Origin of the sequence: Afipia sp. GAS231 (assembly GCF_900103365.1) — a bacterium.
Lineage (GTDB): Bacteria > Pseudomonadota > Alphaproteobacteria > Rhizobiales > Xanthobacteraceae > Bradyrhizobium.
Genome location: NZ_LT629703.1, coordinates 3,861,043 through 3,887,296, shown reverse-complemented (window position 1 = coordinate 3,887,296; position 26,254 = coordinate 3,861,043). Strand labels below are relative to the sequence as shown.

23 protein-coding genes are annotated in these 26,254 nt (G+C 63.6%); 13 read left to right on the top strand and 10 right to left on the bottom strand.

Going from position 1 to position 26,254, the window contains the following annotated elements; all coding sequences use genetic code 11:
• The first annotated feature begins 38 nt into the window (after positions 1–38).
• Positions 39–779, top strand: coding sequence for a hypothetical protein (locus BLS26_RS18370; protein ID WP_371360593.1), 741 nt, complete (start codon positions 39–41; stop codon positions 777–779).
• Between the two features lie 217 nt (positions 780–996).
• Positions 997–1,377: a hypothetical protein gene (locus tag BLS26_RS18365; RefSeq protein ID WP_092518216.1), complete on the top strand. Its 381-nt coding sequence runs from the start codon at positions 997–999 to the stop codon at positions 1,375–1,377.
• Between the two features lie 69 nt (positions 1,378–1,446).
• On the opposite strand, the gene leuB is transcribed toward BLS26_RS18365, so the two are convergent.
• Complete coding sequence (gene leuB / locus BLS26_RS18360; RefSeq protein ID WP_092518214.1) at positions 1,447–2,559, bottom strand: 3-isopropylmalate dehydrogenase; 1,113 nt, start codon at positions 2,557–2,559, stop codon at positions 1,447–1,449.
• Positions 2,560–2,801: 242 nt separating this feature from the next.
• Positions 2,802–3,212 carry a VOC family protein gene (locus BLS26_RS18355; RefSeq protein ID WP_157676488.1) on the bottom strand — a complete coding sequence of 137 codons (411 nt, stop codon included), beginning with the start codon at positions 3,210–3,212 and terminating at the stop codon, positions 2,802–2,804.
• Between the two features lie 207 nt (positions 3,213–3,419).
• Between BLS26_RS18355 and BLS26_RS18350 the strand changes: the two genes are divergently transcribed.
• Together BLS26_RS18350 and BLS26_RS18345 are read left to right on the top strand one after the other, a co-directional pair.
• Positions 3,420–5,135 carry an adenylate/guanylate cyclase domain-containing protein gene (locus tag BLS26_RS18350; protein ID WP_244542006.1) on the top strand — a complete coding sequence of 572 codons (1,716 nt, stop codon included), beginning with the start codon at positions 3,420–3,422 and terminating at the stop codon, positions 5,133–5,135.
• 145 nt (positions 5,136–5,280) lie between these two features.
• A complete protein-coding gene (locus BLS26_RS18345) occupies positions 5,281–6,501 on the top strand; it encodes a YbfB/YjiJ family MFS transporter (RefSeq protein ID WP_092513417.1) in 1,221 nt (406 codons plus the stop codon).
• Between the two features lie 92 nt (positions 6,502–6,593).
• Here BLS26_RS18345 and BLS26_RS18340 read toward each other — a convergent pair whose 3' ends face one another.
• From BLS26_RS18340 to BLS26_RS18330, 3 genes are all read right to left on the bottom strand, one after another.
• Positions 6,594–7,379 (bottom strand): molybdopterin-dependent oxidoreductase, encoded by a 786-nt coding sequence (locus BLS26_RS18340; protein WP_092513415.1) that lies wholly within the window; start codon positions 7,377–7,379, stop codon positions 6,594–6,596.
• A 12-nt stretch (positions 7,380–7,391) separates the two neighbouring features.
• Positions 7,392–8,021: a cytochrome b/b6 domain-containing protein gene (locus BLS26_RS18335; RefSeq protein WP_092513413.1), complete on the bottom strand. Its 630-nt coding sequence runs from the start codon at positions 8,019–8,021 to the stop codon at positions 7,392–7,394.
• Positions 8,022–8,258: 237 nt separating this feature from the next.
• Positions 8,259–8,813 carry a fasciclin domain-containing protein gene (locus tag BLS26_RS18330; RefSeq protein ID WP_092513411.1) on the bottom strand — a complete coding sequence of 185 codons (555 nt, stop codon included), beginning with the start codon at positions 8,811–8,813 and terminating at the stop codon, positions 8,259–8,261.
• Between the two features lie 387 nt (positions 8,814–9,200).
• On the opposite strand from BLS26_RS18330, the gene BLS26_RS18325 reads away from it, so the two are divergent.
• Entirely contained in the window at positions 9,201–10,601 is a 1,401-nt protein-coding gene (locus BLS26_RS18325) for an MFS transporter (RefSeq protein WP_092513409.1), read from the top strand.
• A gap of 141 nt (positions 10,602–10,742) precedes the next feature.
• Here BLS26_RS18325 and BLS26_RS18320 read toward each other — a convergent pair whose 3' ends face one another.
• Together BLS26_RS18320 and BLS26_RS18315 are read right to left on the bottom strand one after the other, a co-directional pair.
• The gene (locus tag BLS26_RS18320) at positions 10,743–12,035 is read right to left on the bottom strand and encodes a M20/M25/M40 family metallo-hydrolase (RefSeq protein ID WP_092513407.1); all 1,293 of its coding nucleotides are present in this window, start codon (positions 12,033–12,035) and stop codon (positions 10,743–10,745) included.
• A gap of 137 nt (positions 12,036–12,172) precedes the next feature.
• Positions 12,173–12,934, bottom strand: a complete 762-nt coding sequence (locus BLS26_RS18315; protein ID WP_092513405.1) for an SDR family oxidoreductase — start codon at positions 12,932–12,934, stop codon at positions 12,173–12,175.
• Positions 12,935–13,054: 120 nt separating this feature from the next.
• On the opposite strand from BLS26_RS18315, the gene BLS26_RS18310 reads away from it, so the two are divergent.
• Entirely contained in the window at positions 13,055–14,569 is a 1,515-nt protein-coding gene (locus BLS26_RS18310; protein WP_092518212.1) for a malonyl-CoA synthase, read from the top strand.
• Between the two features lie 37 nt (positions 14,570–14,606).
• On the opposite strand, the gene BLS26_RS18305 is transcribed toward BLS26_RS18310, so the two are convergent.
• Together BLS26_RS18305 and BLS26_RS18300 are read right to left on the bottom strand one after the other, a co-directional pair.
• Complete coding sequence (locus BLS26_RS18305) at positions 14,607–15,302, bottom strand: cytochrome c oxidase assembly factor Coa1 family protein (protein WP_092513403.1); 696 nt, start codon at positions 15,300–15,302, stop codon at positions 14,607–14,609.
• A 20-nt stretch (positions 15,303–15,322) separates the two neighbouring features.
• On the bottom strand, positions 15,323–16,186 hold the full coding sequence (locus BLS26_RS18300; RefSeq protein ID WP_092513401.1) for a sulfite exporter TauE/SafE family protein: 864 nt from the start codon (positions 16,184–16,186) through the stop codon (positions 15,323–15,325).
• A 306-nt stretch (positions 16,187–16,492) separates the two neighbouring features.
• Here BLS26_RS18300 and sdhC point away from each other — a divergent pair, with 306 nt between their 5' ends.
• Genes sdhC through BLS26_RS18280 form a run of 4 tightly spaced genes read left to right on the top strand, consistent with a single transcriptional unit; the run spans position 16,493 to position 19,956 of the window.
• On the top strand, positions 16,493–16,891 hold the full coding sequence (sdhC, locus tag BLS26_RS18295) for a succinate dehydrogenase, cytochrome b556 subunit (RefSeq protein WP_092513399.1): 399 nt from the start codon (positions 16,493–16,495) through the stop codon (positions 16,889–16,891).
• Between the two features lie 20 nt (positions 16,892–16,911).
• On the top strand, positions 16,912–17,286 hold the full coding sequence (gene sdhD, locus BLS26_RS18290) for a succinate dehydrogenase, hydrophobic membrane anchor protein (RefSeq protein ID WP_371360978.1): 375 nt from the start codon (positions 16,912–16,914) through the stop codon (positions 17,284–17,286).
• A gap of 3 nt (positions 17,287–17,289) precedes the next feature.
• Entirely contained in the window at positions 17,290–19,146 is a 1,857-nt protein-coding gene (sdhA, locus tag BLS26_RS18285) for a succinate dehydrogenase flavoprotein subunit (RefSeq protein ID WP_092513395.1), read from the top strand.
• Positions 19,147–19,170: 24 nt separating this feature from the next.
• Complete coding sequence (locus tag BLS26_RS18280; protein WP_092513393.1) at positions 19,171–19,956, top strand: succinate dehydrogenase iron-sulfur subunit; 786 nt, start codon at positions 19,171–19,173, stop codon at positions 19,954–19,956.
• Between the two features lie 88 nt (positions 19,957–20,044).
• Here BLS26_RS18280 and BLS26_RS18275 read toward each other — a convergent pair whose 3' ends face one another.
• The gene (locus BLS26_RS18275) at positions 20,045–20,986 is read right to left on the bottom strand and encodes an AraC family transcriptional regulator (protein WP_092513391.1); all 942 of its coding nucleotides are present in this window, start codon (positions 20,984–20,986) and stop codon (positions 20,045–20,047) included.
• Positions 20,987–21,127: 141 nt separating this feature from the next.
• On the opposite strand from BLS26_RS18275, the gene BLS26_RS18270 reads away from it, so the two are divergent.
• The 3 genes from BLS26_RS18270 (at position 21,128) to BLS26_RS18260 (ending at position 25,915) form a co-directional block, all read left to right on the top strand.
• Positions 21,128–21,496 carry a hypothetical protein gene (locus tag BLS26_RS18270; protein WP_092513389.1) on the top strand — a complete coding sequence of 123 codons (369 nt, stop codon included), beginning with the start codon at positions 21,128–21,130 and terminating at the stop codon, positions 21,494–21,496.
• Positions 21,497–21,581: 85 nt separating this feature from the next.
• Positions 21,582–23,753: a hybrid sensor histidine kinase/response regulator gene (locus BLS26_RS18265; protein WP_092513387.1), complete on the top strand. Its 2,172-nt coding sequence runs from the start codon at positions 21,582–21,584 to the stop codon at positions 23,751–23,753.
• Positions 23,754–23,911: 158 nt separating this feature from the next.
• Positions 23,912–25,915, top strand: coding sequence for an ABC transporter ATP-binding protein/permease (locus BLS26_RS18260; RefSeq protein WP_092513386.1), 2,004 nt, complete (start codon positions 23,912–23,914; stop codon positions 25,913–25,915).
• Positions 25,916–26,254 lie beyond the last annotated feature (339 nt).

Here is a 26,254-nt window from a genome sequence, read left to right as displayed (position 1 = left end):
CCACCTCCAATTATACGACAAGAATCCATCCCCTGCTGATGGGTTTCGTCGACGAAGTCTGCGGCACCGTGGCCCGGCTCTGTGCCTATGTGATGACGCTGGCGCTGGTGGCCATCGTCGGTATCGCGCTGTGGCAGCAGTTGCCGGATGCGACCGCGATGGCCCCCTCGGTGCGGGACGGCTGGGCCGTGGCCACCCGCTCGGCGCCGGCCTTTGCCGTCAGCCAGTTTATTTTCCAAGGCAAAACAGAGGTTTATCAGATATCCCGGCACCCCGAGGGCGGCCGCAAGGACGCCTTTCACTGGAGCGGCCCCGACGGCAAACCGGTCGCCGAACTCGAACTCTATCGCCCGGGCGACGAGCATCAGGCCGTGCCCGCCGTCGCCGACATCGCCGCGCGCATGGACCCGGACGGCGCGCTGGCGCTGGAGGCCGCGGGGGTCATCGACAGCAAATTCGGCCCGGTGACGCTGCTTCGCCTGGTCGGCGGCGCGGACGACGCCCGCGCCTGCCTCGGCTTCATCAAGCGCTTCGACGATCCCAATTTCCGCATTTCCGGCTGGTCGTGCCAAGGCGAGAACTTCCCGGCCCGCCGCGCCGCGATCGGCTGCATGCTGAACCGCCTGATGCTGCTGACCGCCGGAAACGAACCCAAACTGGCGGAATTGTTCGCTCATGCCGAACTGCGGCGAAGCGATTGCACGGTGACATCGGTGCCGGCGCTGTCGGCGGACTGGCTGACCGGCGCCGACAACCCGCGGCTGCGCGGCGCGTTCTGATACCGGTTTGGCGGATCGAGCTTTCGCAACCATCCGTAATTGTGGCGACATCCGGCCAAGACACTGGTTTTCATGAAATTTTTTCGCTTTTCGTGGCATTATTCTGATCCGGTGTGGCGCAATTGACCTAGCGATGCCACGTGAGGGGCGGCTACAATGCGCCCAATCAGACGTGACGATCCGCCGGCCCGCGCGGGTTGACCAGGACGAGGATGTGATGACCCCGAAATTCCCTGCTGCGAGCAAGCTCGCGATGCTGCTTGCTGCCGCGGCGCTCGTCGCTGCCAGCGTAACTTCCGCCAGCGCCCAGTCCCGCCCGAAATACGACAAGGACGGCCGCATCGTTTACGGCCCGCAGGGTCCGAACCGGGTCTATCAGCAGGGGCCGCACACCCGCGTTTACGTCACCACGCGCTCCTGGCTCGACGCCGGCACCGAAGTGCTGCCGGGCGACCGCAAATTCCAGGACTACGCCTTCCCGCCGGCGATCGGTTACCCGTCCTTCGCGCGCGAAAACAACAACCGCCCGATCGACCGCCAGCCGCTTAACCCGCCGTCGGATCTCGGCGGTGTCCCCACGCCGTTCCCGCTGTATTGATCGCGACCACTTCGCTTCAAGAAAAAGCCCGGTCTCACGACCGGGCTTTTTGTTTGGTGCGTGGAACGCTTACGCGTGCAGCTTCTGCAATTCCTTCAAAATCGCATCGCCCATCTGCGTAGTGCTGGCCGCGGTGGTGCCCTCGGACTTGATGTCGGCGGTGCGCAGCCCGCTCGCCAGCACGGCGGCGATCGCGGCTTCGATCTTGTCGGCGAGATCGCCCATGTCGAACGAATAGCGCAGCGCCATCGCAAACGAGGAAATCATCGCGATCGGATTGGCGAGGCCTTTGCCGGCAATGTCAGGCGCCGAGCCGTGCACCGGCTCGAACAGCGAGCGGCGCTTTTTGGTCTTGGCGTCGATTTCGCCGAGCGAGGCCGACGGCAGCATGCCGAGAGATCCCGTCAGCATCGCCGCGATATCGCTGAGCATGTCGCCGAACAGATTGTCGGTAACGATGACGTCGAACTGCTTCGGCGCCTTCACCAGATTCATGCCGCCGGAATCGGCGAGCTGATGTTCTAGCGTGACATCCTTGTATTCGCGGGCATGCACCTGCGTCACCACCTCGTTCCAGAGCACGCCTGACTTCATGACGTTGCGCTTTTCCATCGAGGTCAGCTTGTTGCGGCGCTTGCGCGCCAGGTCAAACGCGACGCGGGCGATGCGCTCGATCTCGTAGGTGTCGTAGACCTGGGTATCGATGGCGCGCTTCTGGCCGTTGCCGAGATCGGTGATGGTCTTCGGCTCGCCGAAATACACGCCGCCGGTGAGTTCGCGCACGATCATGATGTCGAGGCCTTCGACGATCTCGCGCTTCAGGCTGGAGGCCTCCGCCAGCGCCGGGTAGCACACCGCCGGACGCAGGTTGGCGAACAGGCCGAGATCCTTGCGCAGCCGCAACAGCCCGGCTTCGGGCCGCACCTCATAGGGCACGCTGTCCCACTTCGGACCGCCCACCGCGCCGAAGATCACGGCGTCGGCGGCTGTGGCCTTGGCCATGTCGCCCTCGCTGATGGAAACCTTGTGCGCGTCATAGGCGGAGCCGCCGACCAGCCCCTGCTCGGTCTCGAAACGCGCGATGCCTGCCGCGTTGATCCAGTCGATCAGGCGTTTCACCTCGCCCATCACTTCGGGGCCGATGCCGTCGCCGGAGAGAAGCAGCAGTTTATGGGTCGCCATGAATATGTCCTCGTTCAGCCCGTCATGGCCGGGCTTGTCCCGGCCATCCACGTCTTTGGCGCAGCAAGCAGGAAGGGCGTGGATGCCCGGGTCACCTAGTGCGAAGACGTGCTTCGCACTTCTGCCCGGGCATGACGACCACTGTCGCAGCGCGCGGGAGTGCTAAAACGCCCGAAGCCGATTGGCAAGGCGGCTTGCACGGGCGACAATTGCGCTGGGCGCGCAGGTCCATGTGCACGGCCTTATTCGCTGGCTTTGACCGCACTGCCAACCGCCCATTGAACGCCGAATTTGTCGGTGAAGTTGCCGTAGTGATCGCCCCAAAACTGCTTCTTGAACGCAACGGTGATCCGCCCGCCAGCGGACAACGCGTCGAACAGCTTCTCGGCCGTACCGGCGTCGTCAGCTTCGAGGAAGATGGCGCATCCCTTCATCGGCTCTGAATCGGCACCGTCGGATGCGCAGAGACGAAGTCCAGGGCCTTCGAAACGGGAAAACAGCACTTTCTGATTCCAGGCCGGGCCATCGCGTTCCGCCAGCGGGGTCCCTTCGATTCGCCTGAGCTCCACAATCTTGCCGAGGCCGCAGGCCTGGTAGAATTGCAGCGCGCTTTCGCAATCGCCGTTGAAATAGAGAAACGGTGCGGCGCGCATGCGGAGCTCCAAGGGTTTGAAAACGGTTTGGGGATGGTACGGGTTGCAACCGATACACCGCCGCCGTCGGCCTGAATACGGCGCCGGCAAAACCGGACATCGGCCCACCATTCTGGTATAGATGCATCCAGTTTCCCCGACCGGGGGTGCGTCTTGAGCAGCGAGCACGTAGAGCGGCGACTGGCGGCTATTCTGGCGGCGGATGTCGTGGGCTCTTGCCGCTTGATAGGGATCGACGAAGTAGGCACGCTGGCGCGACTGAAAGCTCTTAGAAAGACGCTTTTCGATCCCAAAATCAGCGAGCATCACGGACGCATCGTCAAGAATACCGGGGACGGTGCTCTGGTTGAGTTCGCCAGCGTCGTCGACGCCGTGCGATGCGCCGTCGAAGTTCAGCGCGGCGTGGCCAAGCGAAATACCGACGTGCCGCAGGACAAGCGGATCGAACTCCGCATCGGCATTCACGTCGGTGACATCATTATCGAAGCCGACGATATCTTTGGTGATGGGGTCAATATTGCGGTGCGTCTCGAAGGGCTCGCGGAACCCGGCGGTGTCAGCATCTCCGACGATGCCCATCGGCAAATTCGCGGCAAGGTGGATATTACCTTTGAGGATACAGGTTCGCGATCCCTGAAGAATATCGCCGAACCGATGCGCGTCTGGCGCATTCCAACCGGTCCCGCCGTGCCATTTGTGCCGAACCGCCTGCCCCCTGACGACGCTGAACCGCTCGCCCTTCCCGATAAGCCTTCCATCGCGGTCTTGCCGTTCCAGAATATGAGTGGTGATCCGGAGCAGGACTATTTCGCGGATGGCATGGTGGACGAAATCATCACCGCCTTGTCGCGGTTCAAATCCCTGTTCGTGATCGCGCGCAATTCGAGCTTTACCTACAAAGGGAGGGCCGTCGATATCAAACAGGTCGGGCGCGAGCTCGGTGTTCGCTACGTCCTGGAAGGAAGTGTGCGCAAGGCAGCCGGCAAAGTCCGCATTGCCGGCCAATTGATTGATGCCATGACCGGCGCGCACCTTTGGGCTGATCGATTTGAAGGTGATCTAACCGATGTTTTTGCGCTGCAGGACGAGGTGGCGGTGAACGTTGTTTCTGCCATCCAGCCAAAATTGCTTCAAACCGAAATGGCCTTGGCGGCGCGTCGGCCGAACAACTTCAGCGCCTACGACCTCTGTCTTCGAGCACAACACCTCCTGTCATGGACCCGGGACGGATCGGCCGAGAGCTTTCGGCTTGCCTCGCGCGCGTTGGAGATTGACCCTCGGAGCAGCTTTGCCGCTACCCTTGCAGCGGAGTGCCACCTGCGAAATGCACGCCTGGGATGGGCGGCCGATCCGAAGTCGGAAATTGCGGAAGGATTGCGGCTGCTCCGGTTGGCACTCAGTATCGACGGGAACGCCACTTTCGCATTGAGTGTGCTTGGCAACGCAACCGCTTCCTTCTCTGACGATTACGATACGGCGAGGGAGATGGTGGACCGTGCGGTCACCCTAAACCCCAATTCATCCCGCGTATGGGACCAGCGGGGTTTCGCCTACCTGATGGCGGGGCAGCCCGAAGAGGCAATCCGGAGCTTTGAGCGCCGCATTCGACTAAGCCCGTTTGATCCGTTGCTTTTTTCAACGTTTGCAGGAATGGGCGTTGCATTCATCGGTCTTCGTCGTTTCGATGAGGCCGTCTCGGCAGCCAGGAAGGCCGCCCGCCAGAATCCGCTCTATCCCTTCGCTTATCGCTGCCTCGCATCGGCTCTGGCTCATCTGGGACGCGAAGCAGAGGCAAGGGAGGCCGTAGCCGGTCTGCTCGAACTCGAACCCGGTTTTCGCATTTCTGAACGGGTACCGCACGGCGACCTACCGGGGCTTCAATTGTATATCGACGGCCTCCGCAAAGCAGGACTTCCCGAGTGAGCGGCGTCTTGTCTCGCGGCACCAGCGATTTGATCGCGTAGGCCGCCACCGCGAATTCTGCTGTTGGCACTTTTCGGTCGTTGCGCGAATAACAAGACACCGTTGCGAACCGGCCGGCTGTGCAACGCAGGCTTTGCCTGTCACAATGCGGCCCCTGCCGGAGTTTTCCGTGAAATCCCCTGATGTTCACCAGCTTTACCCGCATCCCGCGCGGCTGATCCTCATTCTGTCGCTGGCGCCGACCGTCGGTCTCGGCATCGGCCGCTTCGCCTATGCGCTGGTGCTGCCTGACATGCGCGACTCGCTGGCCTGGTCGTATTCCGCCGCCGGCTTCATGAACACGATCAATGCGGCCGGCTATCTCGCCGGCGCCCTGCTCGTCTCGCGCGTGATCCGGCGCTACGGCCTCGCCGCTACGGCGCGCTGGGGGACGCTGGCCTGCGTGCTGTCGCTGGCGCTCTGCGCGCTGTCAGGTAATTTCGTGGTGCTGAGTTTTGCTCGCCTCCTCGCCGGCGTTGGCGCCGCGGCTGGATTCGTCGGCGGCGGCGCGCTGGCCGCGACGATCGCGCAGTCGCGGCCCGAACGGGCGAATTTTCTGCTGAGCCTGTTCTATGCCGGACCCGGCATCGGCATCCTGGCCTCGGGTCTGGCGGCGCCGTTCGTGCTGCAGGCCTTCGGGCCGGGTTCGTGGTGGATCGTGTGGTGGGCGATGACCCTTCTGGCAGTCGGCATGACCATTCCGCTGCTGCTGGCGCCGCTGCACGCCGACGCCACCGGCGCCACGGCAGCCAAATCCAAATTCACGATCGCGCCGGTTGCGATCTATCTCGCCGCCTACTTCCTGTTCGGTGCCGGCTACATCGCCTACATGACCTTCATGATCGCCTATGTGCGCGATGCCGGCGGCGGCGCCGCAGCGCAAAGCGCGTTCTGGAGCCTGATCGGCTTGAGCGCCTTCGTGACCCCTTGGGTGTGGCGGCGCGTGCTCGCGCTCGATCGCGGCGGCCTCACCACCACCGTCATCCTCGGCGTCAACGCGATCGGCGCGGCGATGCCGATCTTCGGCCACTCGGTGTGGCTATTGGCGCTGTCAGCGCTGGTGTTCGGCGTCGCGTTCTTCGCCGTGGTCGGCTCGACCACCGCCTTCGTCCGCATGAACTATCCGCCCGCGGCGTGGCCGACCGCGATCGCGGCGATGACGATCTCCTTCGGCATCGGCCAGACGCTGGGCCCGATCGCGGTCGGCGCCATCACCGACGCGATGGGCAGCCTGTCGGTCGCGCTGAACGTTTCGGCCGCGATGCTGGCGCTGGGTGCGGTGCTGGCGGCGTTTCAGAGGAGGCTGCCCGCGCAAACCTCATCCTGAGGAGCCGCGAAGCGGCGTCTCGAAGGATGGCGACATAGGGGCCTCATGGTTCGAGACGGCGCTCCTGCGGAGCGCCTCCTCACCACGAGGGTTCAACTCCCGCTGAACGAATTGTACCCCTGGTCTTCCCAGTAGCCGCCCTTGTAGTCGTTGGTGACTTCCATCGACAGGACGTATTTCGGGTTCTTGAAGCCGAGTTTGGTCGGCACCCGGATCTTCATCGGAAAACCGTAGGCGCGCGGCAATATCTCGTCGGCGAACTTGAACGTCATCTGGGTCTGCGGATGCAGCGCAGTCGCCATGTCGAGCGGCGAATTGTAGCCGTCCTTGTCGGCGCACTGGAACCAGACATATTTGGCGCGGGTGTCGGCGCCGATGATTTTCAGGAAATCGCGCAGCGGCGTGCCGGTCCAGCTTCCGATCGCGCTCCAACCTTCGACGCAGATATGGCGCGTGATCTGCTTGACCTGCGGCAGCTTGTACAATTCTTCCAGTGTCCACGGCTTGTTGTTGTCGACGAGGCCGCGCACTTCGAGCTTCCAGCTCTTGCCGTCGACCTCGGGCGCGTCGTCGATGTCGTAATAGGCGTTGAACGGAAACGGCTTGGTAATGTCCTTTTCCGAAAACGTTGGCGCCAGCGCGTTGGGATTGAAGATCGCGGCCTGCACGCCGTCGTTGAATTTCGAAATCTGCTTCAGCATCTCCTCAGCGGAAAAACTGTCCTTGACGTCGCAGCCGGTCAACAGCGTCAGCGCGCCGAGGCTGGCGCCTGCGGTGATGAAGCGGCGCCGCGTGAAGTCCGGCATCGCCCTGGCGGCGTCCCTGACCAGCAGATTCTTGTCGACGCCCGGAATCAGAAGTTTGCGCATGCGGCCCATGATCTTGCTCCCTTACCGGCCAATGATCATGGCGCGCAGGCTCTTCGGCACCAGAAGGGCGAGCGCGACATGAACCACCATGAAAGCGACAATCGCCGCCATGCAGATGAAGTGAACGTAACGGGCCACGTCGTAGCCGCCGAACAGCGCCGTCAGCCATTGCAACTGCACCGGTTTCCAGATCGACAGGCCGGACAGCACGATGACGATGCCGACGACGATAATTCCCGCGTAGAGCAGCTTCTGCACCGAATTGTATTTGCTGAGGTCGTCGTGCGACAGCTTGAAGGTCAGCGCTGCTTTGGTATCGGAGACCACGCCCGCGGGCGTGATCGGCAGCAGCTTCTTGCGGAAGCGGCCGGTGGCAAACCCGAGCGCCAGATAGATCAGGCCGTTGACCATCAACAGCCACATCGCGGCAAAGTGCCAGAGCAGCGCGCCGCCGAGCCAGCCGCCCAGCGTGATCGAGGGCGGGAACGAGAAGCCGAACAACGGCGAGGCGTTATAGATCTGCCAGCCCGACATGATCATCAGCACCATCGCGACCGCGTTGGTCCAGTGCAGCGCCCGCACCCAGGCGGGCTGGATCACTTTCGCCGGGGTCGCTGTGGCGTGCTCGTCGCTGACGGTCAAGGTCGACATGGCTGTTTTCCACGCTAGCGTTTTCCCGTGAAGTGGATACCGGTTCACGTCAAGAAAACGCGTCAAACAAGAAGGCAATTCATACCGGTTTATACGCCGGGAACCTGGATTCCGTTACCTGGATGACGCGATCAAATCGACGCACGACGGCGTTTCGCGGTCACAAAAAAGCGAGCCGGGTGGCCCCGGCTCGCCTCGTTACGCATCCTGCCGGGACAATGCAGGGACGCGCGGGAGTCAGGACGCCGGCATCAGCACGGTATCGACCACATGGATCACGCCGTTCGACTGATTGACGTTCGAGATCGTCACCATCGAGGAACCGCCCTTGGCGTCGATGATCCAGACCTTGCCGTCGGCCTTCTTGACGGTCAGTTCCTCACCTTCGGCGGTCTTGAGCTTCTTGCCATCGGTCAGGTCCGACGCCTCGAGCTTGCCGGGAACCACATGGTAGGTGAGGATCTTGGTCAGGGTCGCCTTGTTCTCGGGCTTCACCAGCGTGTCGACGGTGCCGGCCGGCAGCTTGCCGAAGGCGGCGTTGGTCGGCGCGAACACCGTGAACGGGCCCTTGCTTTCCAGCGTGTCGACCAGGCCGGCGGCCTTCACCGCGGCGACCAGCGTGGTGTGGTCCTTGGAGTTGACGGCGTTCTGAACGATGTTCTTGGAGGGGAACATCGCGGCGCCGCCGACCATGACGGTCTTTTCTTCGGCGCTGGCCGGCGCAGTGATGGTGGCCGACAGGGCGAGAAGGCTGAAGGCCGCGGCGGACAGAAGTGCAATACGCTTCGACATGGATAATCTCCCGATTGATGAGGTGACCGACGGATGTCGGCCGGATCGTGTCACGACAGCGGCGGAGCCTTTAGGGGGGTCCGACTGCGCCGTCGTTGGCCGAGCTACGGGAGGTTCTGGGGGTGGTTTCGGCGAATAATTTATCGTGATGTTTGAAACTAAGTGCGGGGTAAGCCGTGCGCCCTCCACATCGTCGTCCCTGCGAACGCAGGGACGACAGCTTCCCTCCAATTTCCACTTCGCGGAAATGACGCGTGCACCGCCGCGAGTAATCTTCTTGATGCACCCTCCGAGTTAGTCCAGCCTGACGCATCCGGCATCGCGCAAAAAACAAAGCCGGTGACAACAAGCGCCGTCAACGGTGCGGCGCGATGCGGGAGGACGACCATGAGCAGCATCACTGCGGATGGATTAGCCGCACCTGCGGCAAGTCCGGTGGGCGGAGAAGTTGGACCGCTCGAACAGAAACATCTTCAGAACGCCAATTACCGCGCCGTCGCCGGTAGCGAAGAACTCACCAAAACACACTGGCATATTGCTTCCGCCAACGCGCTGGGCTGGGGTTTTGACGGCATGGACGGCGTGATCTTCGGGCTGATCTCGCCCCTGGTGGTCAAGGAATTCGCGCTCACCATTCCCGAATATCGTTCGGGCATACAGATCGCCTTGTTCTTCGGAATAGCCGGGCTTTACTTCTGGCCGTGGCTGTCGGACAGGCTCGGCCGCCGCACGCTGCTCGCCGTCAACATCGCGATGTTCTCGTTGTTGATGCCGGTCGTCGCCCTGTCGCCGACCTTTGCCACGTTCGTGATCGCGCGATCGATGGTCGGCTTCGCGCTCAACGGCGAATGGTCGCTCGGATCGATGCTGGTTGCCGAAACCTGGCCGGCGCGGCTGCGCGGCCGGGTGATCAGCGCGTCGCGCGCGAGCTGGTGTCTCGGTGCATCGCTGGCGGGCGGCATTACGGGATTGGTCGCTGCCGACTTCGGTTGGCGGGTCGCGGTGATGGTGCCCGGCGTGATCGCACTGCTGGCGATCTACGTTCGCGCCACCTGCCCGGAATCGCCCTATTGGGTGCGCGCGCAGGATCGCAAGCAGCGCATTGCGGAAACATTGTCGCGCGGCGGCAGCGTCAGCGACGAGGACAAAACCTGGTTCGGCAAGGCCAAATCGGTCGGCATCCGCCAGGCGTTCCTGCCGGACGCGCTGCCGGCCACGCTGGTGGCGCTGTTCGTGGCGTGCTGCAGCACCTGCATCTTCGGCACCGTCGGCGGCTGGATGCCGCTCTATCTCGCCACCGAAAAACACTGGTCGACCGCCGAATACAGCCTGTTCTACGTGTTCTGGGGCCTCTCGGGATTCCTCGGCCTCTGCGTCGCGGGCTGGCTCGCCGACAAGATCGGCCGCCGGCTGGCCTTCGTCGTGACGCTGATCGAGGGCGCTATCTTCCTGACGCTGTGGGTCCTGACCGACAACCACGTGCTGATGTGGGTGTTCGGTCTGGCCTGGAGTTTTGGCTTCCTCGGCTTCTGGGGGCCGAGCACGACGCTGACCGCGGAAGTGTTTCCGACCCGGATCCGGGGTGCGGCCAATGGCGTGGTGTGGGCGATCGCCTATTTCGTCGGCTTCGTGCTGTTCCCGTTCGTCACCATCGCACTTCAGCAATATGCCGGATCGTTCACGCTGTCGTTCCTCTGCATTCCCGTGCTGATGGCCGCGATGGCGGTCGGCGTGACCATGATGGTGCCGGAACATTCCGGCAAGGAACTGAACGAGATTATCGTGTGAGGTGAAATTGTAGGGTGGGCAAAGGCGCACTTGCGCCGTGCCCACCATAACAACTCGCGTTCAATAAAGTTGGTGGACACGCTTGCGCTTTGCCCACCCTACGACATCGAGATCAATCCCGGTTCGCCGGCACCACCGGCCTTATTTCACCTTGTCCTGCGCCACATCCATGATCATGCGCACCGAGAGGTAAAGGCGCGGCACGATGGTCTCCAGCTTCACGTATTCGGCATCGTTCGAGTGGGCACCATAGCCGCTCAGGCCGAATCCCTCGATGACGGGGGCTGCGGTCTTGAGGGCGGCGAACGCGGCGTCGGTGCCGCCGCCGCTGGCGACGTCGACCACCTTCAACGGCAATCCCAGTTCCTCGTAGATGGTAGCGCCGTGGGCAGCCAGGCCGCGCGACGCGGGCGTGGCTTCCAGCGGCGGGCGGCGCATCTCGAACCGGAGCTGCACCTTGGCGTCGGGGAGGCGCTGGGTCTGCACACGTTGCTGCAGCGTGGCCTCCAACTCGGTGAAATCGGACACCTTCAACGCCCTTGCGTCCGCCTGGGCGCTGGCCTGTGCCGGGATGACGTTGCGGTTGGTGCCGGCCTGCGAGACCGTCCAGTTCAGCGAAAGGCCCTGGTCGCGCCGCGACAAATCGCTCAATTGCAGCACCTGGTGCGACAGCTCGACCAGCGCGTTCACGCCCTTGTCCGGCGCCGAGCCGGCGTGCGAGGCCTTGCCGTCCACCGTGAGGTAGGCCGCGCCGACGCCGCTGGTGGCAAGCCGCAGGCGGCCGTCCTCTCCGCCGCCTTCGTAGGAGAACACGGCGTCCTGTTCGGCCGCCATGCGGGTGATGGTGCTGCGCGAGCCCGGTGAGCTGATCTCCTCATCGCCGTTGATCAGCACGGTCAGCGTGCCGTAATCCGCGAACTTCAGTGTTTGCAGCATCGCCACGGTGTGCAGGATGAGCGCAACGCCCTGCTTGTCGTCGGCAACGGCCAGGCCGTAGGCGCGCTCGCCGTCGATGCGGAAGGGCTGGTCTTTCAGCATGCCGCGCAGGTACACGGTGTCCATGTGGGCGATCAGCATGACCTTCTTGCTGCCGGTCCCCTTGAATTCGGCGTGTACCATGGCCCCCGGCTTGGGCGGCGTGTCGCCCATCCGGTAGATGTCGGTCGGCTCGATGGTCTCGACCTTGCCGCCCAGCCGGGTCAGGCGTTCGCCGATCAACGCCGCCAGCCGGGCCAGGCCCTCGGCATCCTTGCTGCCGGATTCGATATTCACGAGGTCGCGCAGCGTGTCGAGCAGCGGGGCTTGTTCCTGCTGCGCCAGCTCGTGGATGCGATCCATCGGCGCGGCCGACGAGGTCACGGCCGACAACGCCAAGGTGCAGGCGGCGATACAAGCCAGGGAGAGATGCGGAGAGAACCGGACGAGACGCAACATGGTGAGCCTTTCAAAGTGCGTAGGGCGGGCGGGTTAGCCAACGGGTCGCGCGTATGCGCGCCCGATGATAAACTCCGCGTAACCCGCCAACACATTAGGGTAAGGCGGATTACGCTGCGCTAATCCGCCCTACATCATCAATCCCGATTATGCGGCGTCTGAATGAAGCCGCGATTATGCGTCGGGCTGATCAGGATCTCGTTCATGCACACCCGCGGCGGCATGCTGGCGACGAAGGCGATGGTGCGGCCGCAATCCTCGGGCTGCAGCATCTTGGCCTGCTCGGCTTCCGACGGCACCACGGGGCGCAGTTTCAGAATCGGGGTCGCGACTTCGCCGGGCGAGAAGCAGCAGGCGCGCAGGCCGTTGACACATTCGTCCATGTTGAAGGAATGGGTCAGCGCCTGCACCGCATGCTTGGTCGTGGTGTAGGCCGGACCCGGCATCTTCGAGACGTGGCGGCCGGCCCACGACGCGACGTTGATGATGCAGCCGTCCTTCTGCTTGCGCATGGTCGGCAGCACCGCGTGCATGCAATACAGCACGCCGTTGAGATTGATTTCGACCAGCTTGTCCCAGCCCGACAGTTCCATGTCGGCCCAGCTTCGCTTCGGCACGTTGATCCCGGCGCTGTTGACCAACAGGTCGATCCGGGCATGTTTGGCGACGATCTGGTCGGCGGCCTTGTTGACGCTGTCCTTGTCAGAGACGTCGAGCGCGATGGCCTCGGCCTTGCCGCCGTTTTTGGTGATGTTAGCGACCACGTGCTCCAGCGCGTCCTTGCGGCGCCCCGAAACCACCACGATCCAGCCATCCGCTGCCAGCGCTGCCGCCGCGGCCTCGCCGATCCCGCTGCCGCCGCCGGTCACCCAGGCCACGCGTTTCCCGTTATTTGACATGCAAACTGTCTCCGTTGCTTTGTGAAGGGCGTTTTTGCTATTGAATTATGTGGTTGCCGCGTCCTACTGGACCGCACCCGCCCCCCGCAATGATGCATGAATGCGACCCGGAAAACCATCATGAACGCCAACCTGTTTTCTCGCCTGTTCGACACGTCAGACAATCCGAACCGGCTCGCGATCGAGATGCTTGACGGCACCAAAATCAGCTACGGCGACCTGATCGCCCGCGCCGGGCAGATGGCGAATGTGCTGGTTGCACGCGGCGTCAAGACCGGCGACCGTGTTGCGGCGCAAACCGAAAAATCGGTGCCGGCGCTGGTGCTCTATCTCGCGACCGTGCGCGCGGGCGCGGTGTACCTGCCGCTCAACACCGCCTACACGCTGAACGAACTCGACTACTTCATCGGCGATGCCGAACCGTCGCTGGTGGTGTGCGATCCCTCGAAGGCCGAAGGCATCGGCGCGATCGCGGCCAAGGTCAACGCCAAGGTCGAAACGCTCGGCGCCGACGGCAAGGGTTCGCTGACCGATGCCGCGGCGAAAGCGTCTTCCGATTTCACCACCGTCGCGCGCGCCGACGATGACCTCGCCGCAATCCTCTATACCTCAGGCACCACCGGCCGCTCCAAGGGCGCGATGCTGACGCATGACAATCTGGCGTCGAACTCCCTGGGCCTGGTCGACTACTGGCGCTTCACCGACAAGGACGTTTTGATCCACGCGCTGCCGATCTATCACACCCACGGCCTGTTCGTGGCGAGCAACGTCACGCTGTTCGCGCGCGCCTCGATGATCTTCCTGCCGAAGCTCGACCCCGAACTGATCATCAAGCTGATGGCGCGGGCCACCGTGCTGATGGGCGTGCCGACCTTCTATACGCGGCTGCTGCAGAGCCCGGCGCTGACCAAAGAGACGACCAAGCACATGCGGCTGTTCATTTCAGGCTCGGCGCCGCTGCTGGCCGATACCCATCGCGAATGGTCGGCTCGAACAGGTTTTGCCATCCTCGAACGCTACGGCATGACCGAAACCAACATGAACACCTCGAACCCCTATGACGGCGATCGCGTCCCCGGCGCCGTCGGCCTTCCCCTGCCCGGCGTCTCCGTGCGCGTCACCGATCCCGAGACCGGCAAGGAGCTGGCGCGCGACACCATCGGCATGATCGAGGTCAAGGGCCCGAACGTCTTCAAGGGTTATTGGCGGATGCCGGAGAAGACAAAAGCCGAATTCCGCGATGACGGCTTCTTCATCACCGGCGATCTCGGCAAGATCGACGACAAGGGCTATGTCCACATCCTCGGCCGCGGCAAGGATCTCGTCATCTCCGGCGGCTTCAACGTCTACCCGAAGGAAATCGAGAGCGAGATCGACGCCATGCCGGGGGTGGTGGAATCCGCCGTGATCGGCGTGCCGCATGCCGATTTCGGCGAAGGCGTCACCGCGGTGCTGGTCTGCACCAAGGATGCCGACGTCACCGAGGCCGGCGTGCTGAAGGCGCTCGACGGCCGGCTCGCCAAATTCAAGATGCCGAAGCGCGTCTTCGTCGTCGACGAACTGCCGCGCAACGCCATGGGCAAGGTGCAGAAGAATATCTTGCGGGATACCTACGCGAAGATTTACGCGAAGTAGCCAAGTGGCGCCGGCAGAGCGAAGCGAAGCAATCCATCTATCCCTCGCGAAAATATGGATTGCTTCGTCGCGCTGCTCCTCGCAATGACGGAGGGGAGAGCGTCGGAAAACTTCTTAGCTCCGCCCTCGACTGCCTGAGAAGATCGATCGCATCCTCGCGGCCGTCGACCTTGAGCCGGAGATTTTTCAGCGACCAAACTCCGTTCTGTTTGATCGCTTCCAGGAAAATCCGTCCCGAGGCCTTCGGCCCGGTCGCCGAAAAATTGAGAAGGGCGCGTCCGGACGCTCCGTTGGTTGAAATCTTGCCCATGGGAAAGCCGGTTATGATCGGCGTCCCGAGCACGGCAACCGCATCGGCATTGGTCTGGAGCGTGGAGGCGCCAAGCTCGTAAGCGTCGGAATGCTGGAGCGCATAGAACACGCCGCCGAAGATCCCGCCGGCCAGCACAATGGCTCCGAGGTAGATCACGACGGCCCAGATCGCCCACAGCCGCTGGACCCGTTTGAAGTGCTCGATGCTGTCCCAACGCCCGTTGCGCCACGCCCAACGGCTGCCTTTGGCGCCAAGCACGAAGACCATGACGATGCCGACGCCGGGAACAAAGCACAGCAACGCGATGAAGGTGTTGTTGCCGACGCCCCATATCCAGTTCAGCAGAAACGCGCCCCAATTCCAGCGGTCGAGTTCTGGCGGAATCGCCGCCGGCATGATGGGAGGAGGCGTGCTGGTCATGTCGGCTCCCGCGGAGAAAATTACTGCCCGGACGCCAAGCTTATCACGAAACGGCTGCCGACGATGAACAGGTAGCTGCCGAACGCCACCTCGAGCGTGCGCTTCGACATCGCATGCGCGACGCGGACGCCGAGCGGTGCGACCAGCAGGCTGGTCGGCATCACCAAGAGCGCACCGATCAGCGAGACGTAACCGAGTGCGAATGGAAATTGCAGCGCTGTGACCTCTGGATAATGTGCTGCCGCCGGCCAGCCGGCATAGACGTAGCCGATCGCGCCGGGGATCGAGATCAGGACCGCCAGCGCCGACGAGGTCGCGACCGCTTGGTGGATCGGCCTTCCATAGAACGTCATCAGCAAGTTGAGGAACAGCCCGCCGCCGACCCCCATCAGGGTCGAGAGCAGCCCGACGATGAAGCCATAGATTTTCATCAGCGGCCCCGATGGGAATTCGTCGCCGAGCTTCCAGCTGGCGCGGCCGAGGATCAGCCGCGCCGCCGCGGTCCAGGCCACGCAGACGAACACGATCTTGAACAGCCGCTCCGGCGCGTAACGCGCGGTGATCCCGCCGGCGATGACGCCGATCACGATCGGGATCAGCCAGGTCTTCAATATCTCCATGTCGACCGCGCCGCGGGCGTAATGGGCGCGAAACGAGCTGAGCGAGGTCGGAATGATGATGGCGAGCGAGGTGCCGATGCAGAGCGGCATCCGTACTTCCAGCGGCACGCCGGCGAGCCGGAAGCATTCGTAGAACACCGGCACCAGGATCGCACCGCCGCCGATCCCGAACACGCCGGCGAAAAACCCCGATATCGCGCCGACGCCGACCAGCATCAGCGCCAGTTCGACAAGCTCGGTGACGTTAAGCCCGGCGATGGCCATCTGTGGCTTCCCCTGTCGTTTCCCCTGAAGTTTGACCTGCAGTTTGACCTGCAGTTTCTTGGCCCGCGCGACGAGCCGCGCGCGTTCATGAATCGTGCTTCAGGTATACCAGAACGGACCTAGCCATGGACCACCAAGGGTGTTTGTCAACGTCTGCAATTGCAGGCCTCCTCCATAGGTATGAACCATCGTTCGGAATTGATGATTTTGGTCGTTGCACTCGCTGTTTCGACTACGTAAATAGAATTACTCTACCGCGATCCGCGATGGGCCATCCCGTGGCCCCGCCAACTTTCAAAGCCGCCGATGACCGCCAGGATCGAACGACCGCTTTCCCCGCATATGCAGACCTATCGCTGGACCCTGACGATGGCGCTGTCCATCGTTCACCGGGCAACCGGGATCGCGCTGTATTTCGGCACGCTTCTATTGGCCTGGTGGCTGATTGCCGCCGCCTCCGGCCCCACCGCCTACGCCCATGTGCAGGCCTTTACCGGCAGCTTCATCGGGCGGCTGATCGTGTTCGGCTACACTTGGGCGCTGCTGCACCATCTGCTCTCGGGGCTGCGCCATTTCGTCTGGGACCTCGGCTACGGCTTCAAGGCGAGCGAGCGCGAGGGCCTGACCTGGGGTGCTGCGATCGGCGGCATTTCGCTGACGGTACTGGTCTGGATCGTCGCCTACACGATCGGAGGCGGCCGATGACCGCGCCCAAATCTCCCTCGATGCGCACGCCGCTGGGGCGCGTTCGCAACCTCGGCGCCTCGCATTCCGGCACGTCCGATTTCTGGCGCCAGCGCCTCACGGCGGTAGCGATGACGCTGCTGATCGTGCCCGTCATCGTGGTCGTGCTGATGCTGATCGGCCGCAACCAGGCGGGTGCGGCACAGATTCTCGGCTCGCTGCCGATCGCGATCATCCTGTTGCTGTTCATCATCGCCAGCGCCTGGCACATGAAGATCGGCATGCAGGTCGTGATCGAGGACTACATCCACAGTGAGAAACTGAAGCTCGCCAGCGTGATGGCCAACAACTTCTTCTGTTTCGCGGTGGCGCTGGCCTCGATCTACGCCATTCTAAAATTGTCATCGGGAGTCTAACCCATGGCTTCTAAAGATTCGGCCAACGAGGCTAACGGCAAGGGCAGCAACGGCAGCGGCCCCGCCACCAACGGCAAGGCCTATCCGATCGAAGACCACACCTACGACGTCGTGGTCGTCGGCGCCGGCGGCGCAGGCCTGCGCGCCGTGGTCGGCTGCAGCGAAGCGGGCTTGCGCACCGCCTGCATCACCAAGGTGTTCCCGACCCGGTCGCACACCGTCGCCGCCCAGGGCGGCATCTCGGCCTCGCTCGGCAACATGCATCCGGACGACTGGCGCTGGCACATGTACGACACCGTCAAGGGGTCGGACTGGCTCGGCGACCAGGACGCGATCGAATACATGGTGCGCAACGCGCCCGACGCCGTCTACGAGCTCGAACATTGGGGCGTGCCGTTCTCGCGCACCGAGGACGGCAAGATCTACCAGCGCCCGTTCGGCGGCATGACGCTGGACTACGGCAAGGGCCAGGCGCAGCGCACCTGTGCCGCCGCCGACCGCACCGGCCACGCCATGCTGCACACGATGTACGGCCAGGCGCTGCGCCACGCGGCCGAATTCTACATCGAGTTCTTCGCCATCGACCTGATCATGGACGACCAGGGCGTCTGCCGCGGCGTCATCGCGCTCAAGCTCGACGACGGCACGCTGCATCGCTTCCGCGCCCAGACCACGATTCTGGCCACCGGCGGCTACGGCCGCGCCTATGCCTCCTGCACCTCGGCGCATACCTGCACCGGCGACGGCGGCGCCATGGCGCTGCGCGCCGGCCTGCCGCTGCAGGACATGGAATTCATCCAGTTCCACCCGACCGGCATCTACGGTTCGGGCTGTCTGGTCACCGAGGGCGCGCGCGGCGAAGGCGGCTATCTCGTCAATGCCGAGGGCGAGCGCTTCATGGAGCGCTATGCGCCTTCCGCCAAGGACCTCGCCTCGCGCGACGTGGTCTCGCGTGCGATGACGATCGAAATCCGCGAAGGCCGCGGCGTCGGCAAGAAGAAGGATCACATCTTCCTGCACCTCGACCATCTCGATCCCAAGGTGCTGCACGAACGGCTGCCCGGCATTTCCGAATCGGCGAAGATCTTCGCCAATGTCGACGTCACCCGCGAGCCGATCCCGATCGTGCCGACCGTGCACTACAACATGGGCGGCATCCCGACCAACTTCCACGCCGAAGTGCTGACCAAGAAGAACGGCGACGACAACGCGATCGTGCCCGGCCTGATGGCGATCGGCGAAGCCGCCTGCGTCTCGGTGCACGGCGCCAACCGCCTCGGCTCCAACTCGCTGATCGACCTCGTCGTGTTCGGCCGCGCCGCAGCCCTGCGGCTGGCCGAAAAGCTGACGCCGAACGGCAAGCAGCCGGAACTGCCGGCGGGCTCCGCCGATCTCGCGCTCGGCCGGCTCGATCATTACCGCTACGCCTCCGGCGGCACGCCGACCGCAAAGCTGCGCGACGGCATGCAGCATGTGATGCAGACCAACTGCGCGGTGTTCCGCACCGGCGACATCCTGCACGAAGGCCAGAACCTGATTCACAAGGTGCATGGCGGTATCGGCGACGTCGGCACCTCGGACCGTTCGCTGGTCTGGAATTCGGACCTGATCGAGACGCTCGAATTCGACAATCTGATCGTGCAGGCGGTGGTGACGATGGACTCGGCCGCCAACCGCACCGAAAGCCGCGGCGCCCACGCCCGCGAGGATTTCGCCGCCCGCGACGACAAGAACTGGATGAAGCACACGCTGGCGTGGATCGACAACGGCGGCAAGACCGCGATCGATTACCGCCCGGTGCATGATTACACGATGACGAACGACGTGCAGTACATCCCGCCGAAGGCGCGAGTGTATTGATCCCGACAGCGAAGGCTAGCAGACATGGTTGAATTCGCGCTTCCGAAGAATTCCAAGATCACCGGCGGCAAGGCATGGCCGAAGCCGGCGGGCGCGACCGAGACACGCGAGTTCAAGGTTTATCGCTGGAACCCGGACGACGGCAAAAATCCTGGTATCGATACCTACCATATCGACGTCAACGATTGCGGGCCGATGGTGCTCGACGGCCTGATCTGGATCAAGAACAACATCGATCCGACGCTGACCTTCCGCCGCTCCTGCCGCGAAGGCGTCTGCGGCTCCTGCGCCATGAACATCGACGGCCAGAACACGCTGGCCTGCACCAAGTCGATGCACGACGTGGCGGCAGGCGGCGCGGTCAAGGTCAATCCGCTGCCGCACCAGCCTGTCGTCAAGGATCTGGTTCCTGACCTGACCAATTTCTATGCCCAATATGCCTCGATCGAGCCGTGGCTGAAGACCACGACGCCGACGCCGCAGAAGGAATGGAAGCAGAGCCACGAGGACCGCGAAAAGCTCGACGGGCTCTACGAGTGCATCCTCTGCGCCTGCTGCTCGACCTCGTGCCCGAGCTACTGGTGGAACAGCGACCGCTTCCTCGGCCCCGCCGCGCTGCTGCAGGCGACGCGCTGGGTCAAGGACTCCCGCGACGAGGCCACCGGCGAGCGGCTCGACAATCTCGAAGACCCGTTCCGGCTCTATCGCTGCCACACCATCATGAACTGCGCCAAGGCATGCCCGAAGGGTTTGAATCCGTCGGAAGCGATCGCGGAACTCAAGCTGAAGATGGTCGAGCGGCAGATCTAGGCTGCAAGATTATTCTCCGAACGTCGTCCAGCATCCTTCGAGGCTCACCTTCGAGCCTCGCGCCTCCGGATGACGTCGAAATCACCGCCTACGCCGCCCGCTGCGGCGTCACCGAGACATCGGCATTGAGCTTGCGAAATGCGCCGGGCGCCATGCCGACGACGCGGTGGAAGGCCTTGCTCAGCGCCGCGTCGCTCTCATAGCCGACTTCATTGGCGATCTCGGCCAGCGAACGCTCGCTGTGCCGCAGCAGCACGCCGGCGCGGAACATCCGCCATCGCGTCAGGTATTCCAGCGGCGCCTCGCCGAGCCTGGCCTTGAAGCGCGCGGCAAAAGCCGAGCGCGACATGTTCGAAAGCACGGCCAGCTTCTCGACCGTCCAGGGATCCGCGGGCTTGCCGTGCAGCGCGCGCATCGCCGCGCCGATGCGTTTGTCGGACAACGCCGCGAGCCAGCCGACATCGTCTTCATTGGTGTTGTTGAGATGGCTGCGGATCGCCTGCACGAATAGAATATCCGCAAGCCCCGAGATCACGACGCCGGAGCCTAAGCCGGGACGCTCGGTCTCCTTCGCCAGCAGTTCGAGCGTGGTTTTCAGAATATCGGTGCGGTAGCCGTCGACACGGGTATGCAGCACGCGCGGCAACAGCGCCATCAACGGGCGCGCGCCGAGTTCGTCATAGACGAACCATCCGGTCACGACGGTGGCCGCCGTTCCGCCGCCGCCGATGCTGACGGCGCCATCGACCAGTTTCGGCACCACGTCGAAACAATTCAGCGGCGTCGAGCGCGTGTTGTCGCCGAGCGTGTAGGTCGATCCGTCCAGGATCACGTAGCAATCGCCCGCCGCGAGCGGGATCGATCGCTCGGGCGCCTCCATCGTCAGCCAGCATGTGCCTGAGATCACGAGGCCGAATCGCGCCGCCTTGCCTTCCCTGAAGCGAATCGCCCAGGGCGCGCTGGCATCGACCCGCGCATAGAGCGATTCGCGCACCCGCATGGCCGCAAAGGCGTCGTCGAGGGGGTCCATGGAACAGCTCCTTGTCGCCGCTGGACTGGACGATTGGACAATAATCTAGGCTAAACAGCCATTCATCGTCCAGATATTTCTCCCTATCCTTTGGGTGTCGTCGCTGATCCGGCCCGACCGTCGTCAGGAGTGAGAGCTGTCATGTCCCCCGCAGAAGACCTCGCCAAGCGTTACATCCACATCTGGAATGAAGCCGATCCGGCCGCGCGCCGCGCCCAGATCGCCGCTCTCTGGATCGAAAATGGCACCCATTATGTGCATCTGCGCGAGGTGCACGGCCACGCCGATCTGGAAACGCGCGTTGCCACCTCGCACCAGACCAACGTCGCCGAGCGCAACAACTGGTTCGAGGTCGACGGTGGCGTCGAGCATCTGCGCGACATGGTCAAGTTCAACTGGCGCATGGTACCGAAGGGCGGCGCCACGGTGGCTGCGACCGGCCTGATCGTGTGCCTGCTGGCCGAGGATGGCCGTATTAGAATTGATTATCAGTTTATCGATCCGGACTAGCCGACGAAGGCAAGTTCCTGTTCGCTCGCTCCGCTTTGTGACCTGCGCCGGTTTGCAGTAAGCTCGGCGCAGACTCGGAGCGCCCGTGCAGACGGCACAACGCAATTCGCTGAGACTGCTGCAGTGGATGATGGTCGCCTCATTGGCGCTGCCGCTGGCGTTATTTGTCTTTGCATCCGCGCTGTCCTGGGTTTCGATCCAGCAAGCCGCCGACCGCGAGATCGAGCGAACGCTGGATGTCGCGCACGAACACGCACTGAAAGTGTTCGAAACCATCGACCGCACTTTGTCGGAGATCGCCGAAATCATCCGCGGCATCCCCGATGCCGGCATCGTTTCCCGTGAGGAAATCCTGCATCAGCGGCTGAAACAGCTTGCGGATTCGCTGCCGCAGGTGAAATCGGCCTGGATTTTCGACGCCAAGGGCCATGCGCTCGCCAACAGCCTGGTCGTGCCGGCGCCCGAGATCGATTTTTCGGACCGGGATTATTTCAAGGCCCATGTCGACCACGAAATCGGCACCTATATCGGCGAGGCGCTGAAGCCGCGGCCGCCCTATCAGGGCGCGGCATTCTTCGGCGTCAGCCGACGGCGCAGCAACGAGGACGGCAGCTTTGCCGGCGTGATCCAGGCCTCGGTACTGCCGGAATATTTCGAGAATTTCTACGCCCGGATCGGCCGCGAGCCCGGCAGCTTTTTCGCGTTCGGCCTGACCGACGGCATGGTGCTGGCCCGCTTCCCGGCCAGCGACCGCGATATCAGGCTCGACCGCAACGGGCCCATCGGCCAAAAGATCGCAGCCGATCCCAAGGCCGGACTGATCACCGTGACGTCGCCAGCCGACGGCATCGAGCGCCGGCTCGGCTACCAGCGGCTCGCCGAATATCCGATCTATATCTCAGCCGGCCTCGAGACGGCGGCGATCCGCTCGCGCTGGCTCGCCACCATGAGCCAGCATCTGATCTTCGGCGCGCCGGCCACAGCGCTGTTGTTCGTGCTGCTCGCCTCGGCGTTGCGGCGAACGCGCCGGCTGTATTTCGAAGCCGACAGGCGGCTGGAAGCCGAGGAGGCGCTGAAGCACGGCCAGCGGCTCGAGGCGCTGGGCCAGCTCACCGGCGGCGTCGCGCACGACTTCAACAACCTGCTCACGGTGATTCGCGCTTCCGTCGACCTGCTGCGACGGCCGGACCTGCCGGAACAGAGGCGGCTGCGCTATATCGAGGCGATCTCCGATACCGTGACGCGCGCCGCCAGGCTGACCAGCCAGTTGCTGGCTTTCGCGCGACGGCAGACCTTGAAACCCGAACGGTTCGACGTCGGGCATAATGTGCGGATGCTCGGCGAAATGATCGGCACGCTGATCGGGTCGCGGATCGAGATCGTCATCGCTGCGCCGGACCAGCCCTGCTTCATCAACGCCGACGCCGGCCAGTTCGAGACCGCCATCATTAACATGGCGGTCAATGCGCGGGACGCGATGGACGCCATGGACGGCCGGGGCCGGCTCACGGTGACTGTGCGAACCGCCGACGCATTGCCCAACGCTGCCGCGCCTTCGCAACATCCGCATGCCCCAAATCCGCTCGGCTATGTCGCGGTGTCGGTCGCCGATACCGGCATCGGCATTCCCAAGGATCAGTTCGAACGCATCTTCGAGCCGTTCTTCACCACCAAGCAGGTCGGCCAGGGCACCGGGCTCGGCCTCTCGCAGGTGTTCGGCTTTGCCAAGCAGTCCGGCGGCGAAGTCGTCGTCGCCAGCGAAGTCGGCAACGGCAGCACCTTCACGCTGTATCTGCCGCGCGCCGCCGCATCGGGCGGGCCGCAACAGATGCCGGAGCAAGATGCGCCGCCGCTCGACGGCCACGGCATGACGGTGCTGGTGGTCGAGGACAATCCCGAGGTCGGAAAATTTGCCGCCGACGCGCTGGCCGGGCTCGGCTACACCGCCAAACTGGTCGGCAACGCCACGCACGCGCTCGAAGAGCTGACCGCGGACGCCGACCGTTTCGACGTGGTGTTCACCGACGTGGTGATGCCGGGGATGACCGGCATCGAACTGGCGCAGGAAATCGGTCGCCGCCATGGCGATCTGCCGGTCGTGCTGACCAGCGGCTACAGCCATGTGCTGTCGGAACACGGCAGCACCGGCTACGAGCTGCTGCAAAAGCCCTATTCGGCCGAACAGCTCGCGCGCGTGCTGAACCGGCTGGGACGCGCGCGCAAGGAGAGGCGCGCGGCCGCGACGGCGGCGGAGTGAGACCCTCCCCTCCCCGTCATTGCGAGGAGCGAAGCGACGCGGCAATCCATCTTGCCGCGCAAAGAAAGACTGGATTGCTTCGTCGCTTCGCTCCTCGCAATGACGGGGAAGGCCTGGAACCCGATGGAACCTTCTGATTTCCCTCGCGTTACCGCGCCATGGCCAAATCAGTCGTCAAGCCGAAACCGTCCGCGAAGAAATCCCCGGCGAAGGATTCCACTGCGAAGAAAACCTCTGAAAAGAAGTCCGAGATCGTCGATATCGCCGACGAAGACGGCGAGCATGTCGAACCGCCGCCGCCGGAGGTGGTCGAGCCCGATCCGGAGTGGACCGAGGAAGAAGCCGAACAAGCGCGAAAGGATTACCTGCTGACGCGATTCTGGATCAGCGCGCGCGGCTTCTGGGGTAAAAGCGGCGACCGGCTGGCGTGGATTTTCACGATCGGTCTTCTGGTCCTGATCGTCGCCAATGTCGGTTTTCAATACGGCATCAACGTCTGGAACCGGGCGATCTTCGACGCCATCGAGAAGAAGGACTCCATAGGCGTCCTCCATCTCTCCGCGGTGTTCTTTCCGCTGGCGATCGGCAGCGTCCTGCTCGGCGTGGCGCAGGTGTTCGCGCGCATGGGCATTCAGCGCCGCTGGCGCGCCTGGCTGACCAGTTCGGTGGTGTCGCGCTGGCTCGCCAGCGGCCGCTACTACCAGCTCAACCTCGTCGGCGGCGACCACAAGAATCCGGAATACCGCATCGCCGAGGATCTGCGGATCGCCACCGACTCGCCGGTCGATTTCATCGCCGGCGTCACCTCGGCATTTCTGTCGGCCGCGACCTTCATCCTGGTGCTCTGGACCATTGGCGGCGCGCTGACCGTGACCGTCGGCGGATCGACGCTCACCATTCCCGGCTTCCTCGTGATCGCCGCCGTGCTCTACGCGGCCATTGCCTCAGGGGCGATCATGACCATCGGACGCCGCTTCGTGCAGGTGTCCGAGGACAAGAACCAGGCTGAGGCCGAATACCGCTACACGCTGACGCGGGTGCGCGAGAACGGCGAGAGCATCGCGCTGCTCGGCGGCGAGGAGGAAGAGCGCGACGGCATCGACAAGACCTTTACGAAAGTGCTGCGGCAATGGGCGCGGCTGGCCGGCCAGCATATGCGCACCACGCTGGTGTCGCAGGGATCGAGCCTGATCGCGCCGGTAGTTCCGCTGCTGTTGTGCGCGCCAAAATTTCTCGACGGCAGCATGTCGCTCGGACAGGTGATGCAGGCGGCTTCCGCTTTCACCATCGTGCAGACCGCGTTCGGCTGGCTGGTCGACAATTATCCGCGGCTGGCGGACTGGAACGCCTGCGCGCGGCGCATCGCCTCGCTGATGATGTCGCTCGACGGGCTGGAGCGCGCCGAGCGCGGCGACGGTATCGGCCGCATCAAGCGCGGCGAAACCGAGGGCAGTGCCATGCTCAGCCTCAACGATCTCTCGGTGACGCTCGACGACGGCACCGCGGTGGTCGGCGAAACCGAAGTGGTGATCGAGCCGGGCGAGCGCTTGCTGGTCGCCGGCGAATCCGGCACCGGCAAGAGCACGCTGGTGCGCGCGATCGCGGGGCTGTGGCCATGGGGCGGCGGCAGCGTCAATTTCCATCCCGACCGGCGGCTGTTCATGCTGCCGCAGAAGCCCTACATCCCTTCCGGCACCTTGCGCCGCGCCATCGCCTATCCCGGCGCCGCCGAGGACTGGAACGTCGATCAGATGGGCGACGCCCTGCACAAGGTCGGCCTCGATCATCTCAAGGAGAAGATCGAGGAAGAGGCGCCGTGGGACCAGACTTTGTCCGGCGGCGAAAAGCAGCGGCTGGCCTTCGCGCGGCTATTGCTGCACAACCCCGACATCGTGGTGCTGGATGAAGCGACCTCGGCGCTCGACGAAAAGAGCCAGGACAAGATGATGGACATCGTCATCAAGGAATTGCCGAGGGCCACCATCGTCAGCGTCGCCCATCGCGTCGAACTCGAAGCCTTCCACAGCCGCAAGATCGTGCTGGAGCGGCGCAAGGGCGGCGCCAAGCTCGTCAGCGACATCGACCTGATCCCGCGCAAAGGCAAGCGTCGCCTGCTCGGCCGCTTCCTGCGTCACCGCAACGGGACGAAGAAGGCGGCTTAGTCTCTTCCCTTCTTCCACAACGGGAAAAGGAAAAGCCGCCCCGCGATCAGCGCAGCACGCATTGCATCGATTGCCGGCTCCATCGATGGTATTGGCCGCAAGGGGGCGTCGGTCGGGACGTGGCCGGGCACTCGTTGCGAACCGGCAATCCCTGCTCCCATCCGTCGCGGACGCATGACCCGGAGGGCGAGGCGTGACAGCCGACACCGCAGCTATCCTCGGCAAAAGCGGGCCTCGCAAGGGCGAAGACAACGAAGCACGATGCCAGGCAGGCAGATCGCAAGGTCATGGTAGCTCCTCCTTGTCGTTAGATTTTGTGCGCCGGACTAATGTTGACGC

Excerpts from the sequence above, each read along its gene's own strand:
- BLS26_RS18315 (WP_092513405.1), bottom strand. The coding sequence starts at position 12,934 with ATGTCAAATAACGGGAAACGCGTGGCCTGGGTGACCGGCGGCGGCAGC.
- sdhC (WP_092513399.1), top strand. The coding sequence starts at position 16,493 with ATGACCGCCAGGATCGAACGACCGCTTTCCCCGCATATGCAGACCTAT.
- BLS26_RS18305 (WP_092513403.1), bottom strand. The coding sequence starts at position 15,302 with ATGACCAGCACGCCTCCTCCCATCATGCCGGCGGCGATTCCGCCAGAA.
- BLS26_RS18320 (WP_092513407.1), bottom strand. The coding sequence starts at position 12,035 with ATGTTGCGTCTCGTCCGGTTCTCTCCGCATCTCTCCCTGGCTTGTATC.
- BLS26_RS18280 (WP_092513393.1), top strand. The coding sequence starts at position 19,171 with ATGGTTGAATTCGCGCTTCCGAAGAATTCCAAGATCACCGGCGGCAAG.
- leuB (WP_092518214.1), bottom strand. The coding sequence starts at position 2,559 with ATGGCGACCCATAAACTGCTGCTTCTCTCCGGCGACGGCATCGGCCCC.
- BLS26_RS18365 (WP_092518216.1), top strand. The coding sequence starts at position 997 with ATGACCCCGAAATTCCCTGCTGCGAGCAAGCTCGCGATGCTGCTTGCT.
- sdhA (WP_092513395.1), top strand. The coding sequence starts at position 17,290 with ATGGCTTCTAAAGATTCGGCCAACGAGGCTAACGGCAAGGGCAGCAAC.
- BLS26_RS18340 (WP_092513415.1), bottom strand. The coding sequence starts at position 7,379 with ATGGGCCGCATGCGCAAACTTCTGATTCCGGGCGTCGACAAGAATCTG.
- BLS26_RS18300 (WP_092513401.1), bottom strand. The coding sequence starts at position 16,186 with ATGGCCATCGCCGGGCTTAACGTCACCGAGCTTGTCGAACTGGCGCTG.
- sdhD (WP_371360978.1), top strand. The coding sequence starts at position 16,912 with ATGCGCACGCCGCTGGGGCGCGTTCGCAACCTCGGCGCCTCGCATTCC.
- BLS26_RS18310 (WP_092518212.1), top strand. The coding sequence starts at position 13,055 with ATGAACGCCAACCTGTTTTCTCGCCTGTTCGACACGTCAGACAATCCG.
- BLS26_RS18270 (WP_092513389.1), top strand. The coding sequence starts at position 21,128 with ATGTCCCCCGCAGAAGACCTCGCCAAGCGTTACATCCACATCTGGAAT.
- BLS26_RS18275 (WP_092513391.1), bottom strand. The coding sequence starts at position 20,986 with ATGGACCCCCTCGACGACGCCTTTGCGGCCATGCGGGTGCGCGAATCG.
- BLS26_RS18325 (WP_092513409.1), top strand. The coding sequence starts at position 9,201 with ATGAGCAGCATCACTGCGGATGGATTAGCCGCACCTGCGGCAAGTCCG.
- BLS26_RS18370 (WP_371360593.1), top strand. The coding sequence starts at position 39 with ATGGGTTTCGTCGACGAAGTCTGCGGCACCGTGGCCCGGCTCTGTGCC.
- BLS26_RS18330 (WP_092513411.1), bottom strand. The coding sequence starts at position 8,813 with ATGTCGAAGCGTATTGCACTTCTGTCCGCCGCGGCCTTCAGCCTTCTC.
- BLS26_RS18345 (WP_092513417.1), top strand. The coding sequence starts at position 5,281 with ATGCGGCCCCTGCCGGAGTTTTCCGTGAAATCCCCTGATGTTCACCAG.
- BLS26_RS18335 (WP_092513413.1), bottom strand. The coding sequence starts at position 8,021 with ATGTCGACCTTGACCGTCAGCGACGAGCACGCCACAGCGACCCCGGCG.
- BLS26_RS18355 (WP_157676488.1), bottom strand. The coding sequence starts at position 3,212 with ATGCGCGCCGCACCGTTTCTCTATTTCAACGGCGATTGCGAAAGCGCG.
- BLS26_RS18260 (WP_092513386.1), top strand. The coding sequence starts at position 23,912 with ATGGCCAAATCAGTCGTCAAGCCGAAACCGTCCGCGAAGAAATCCCCG.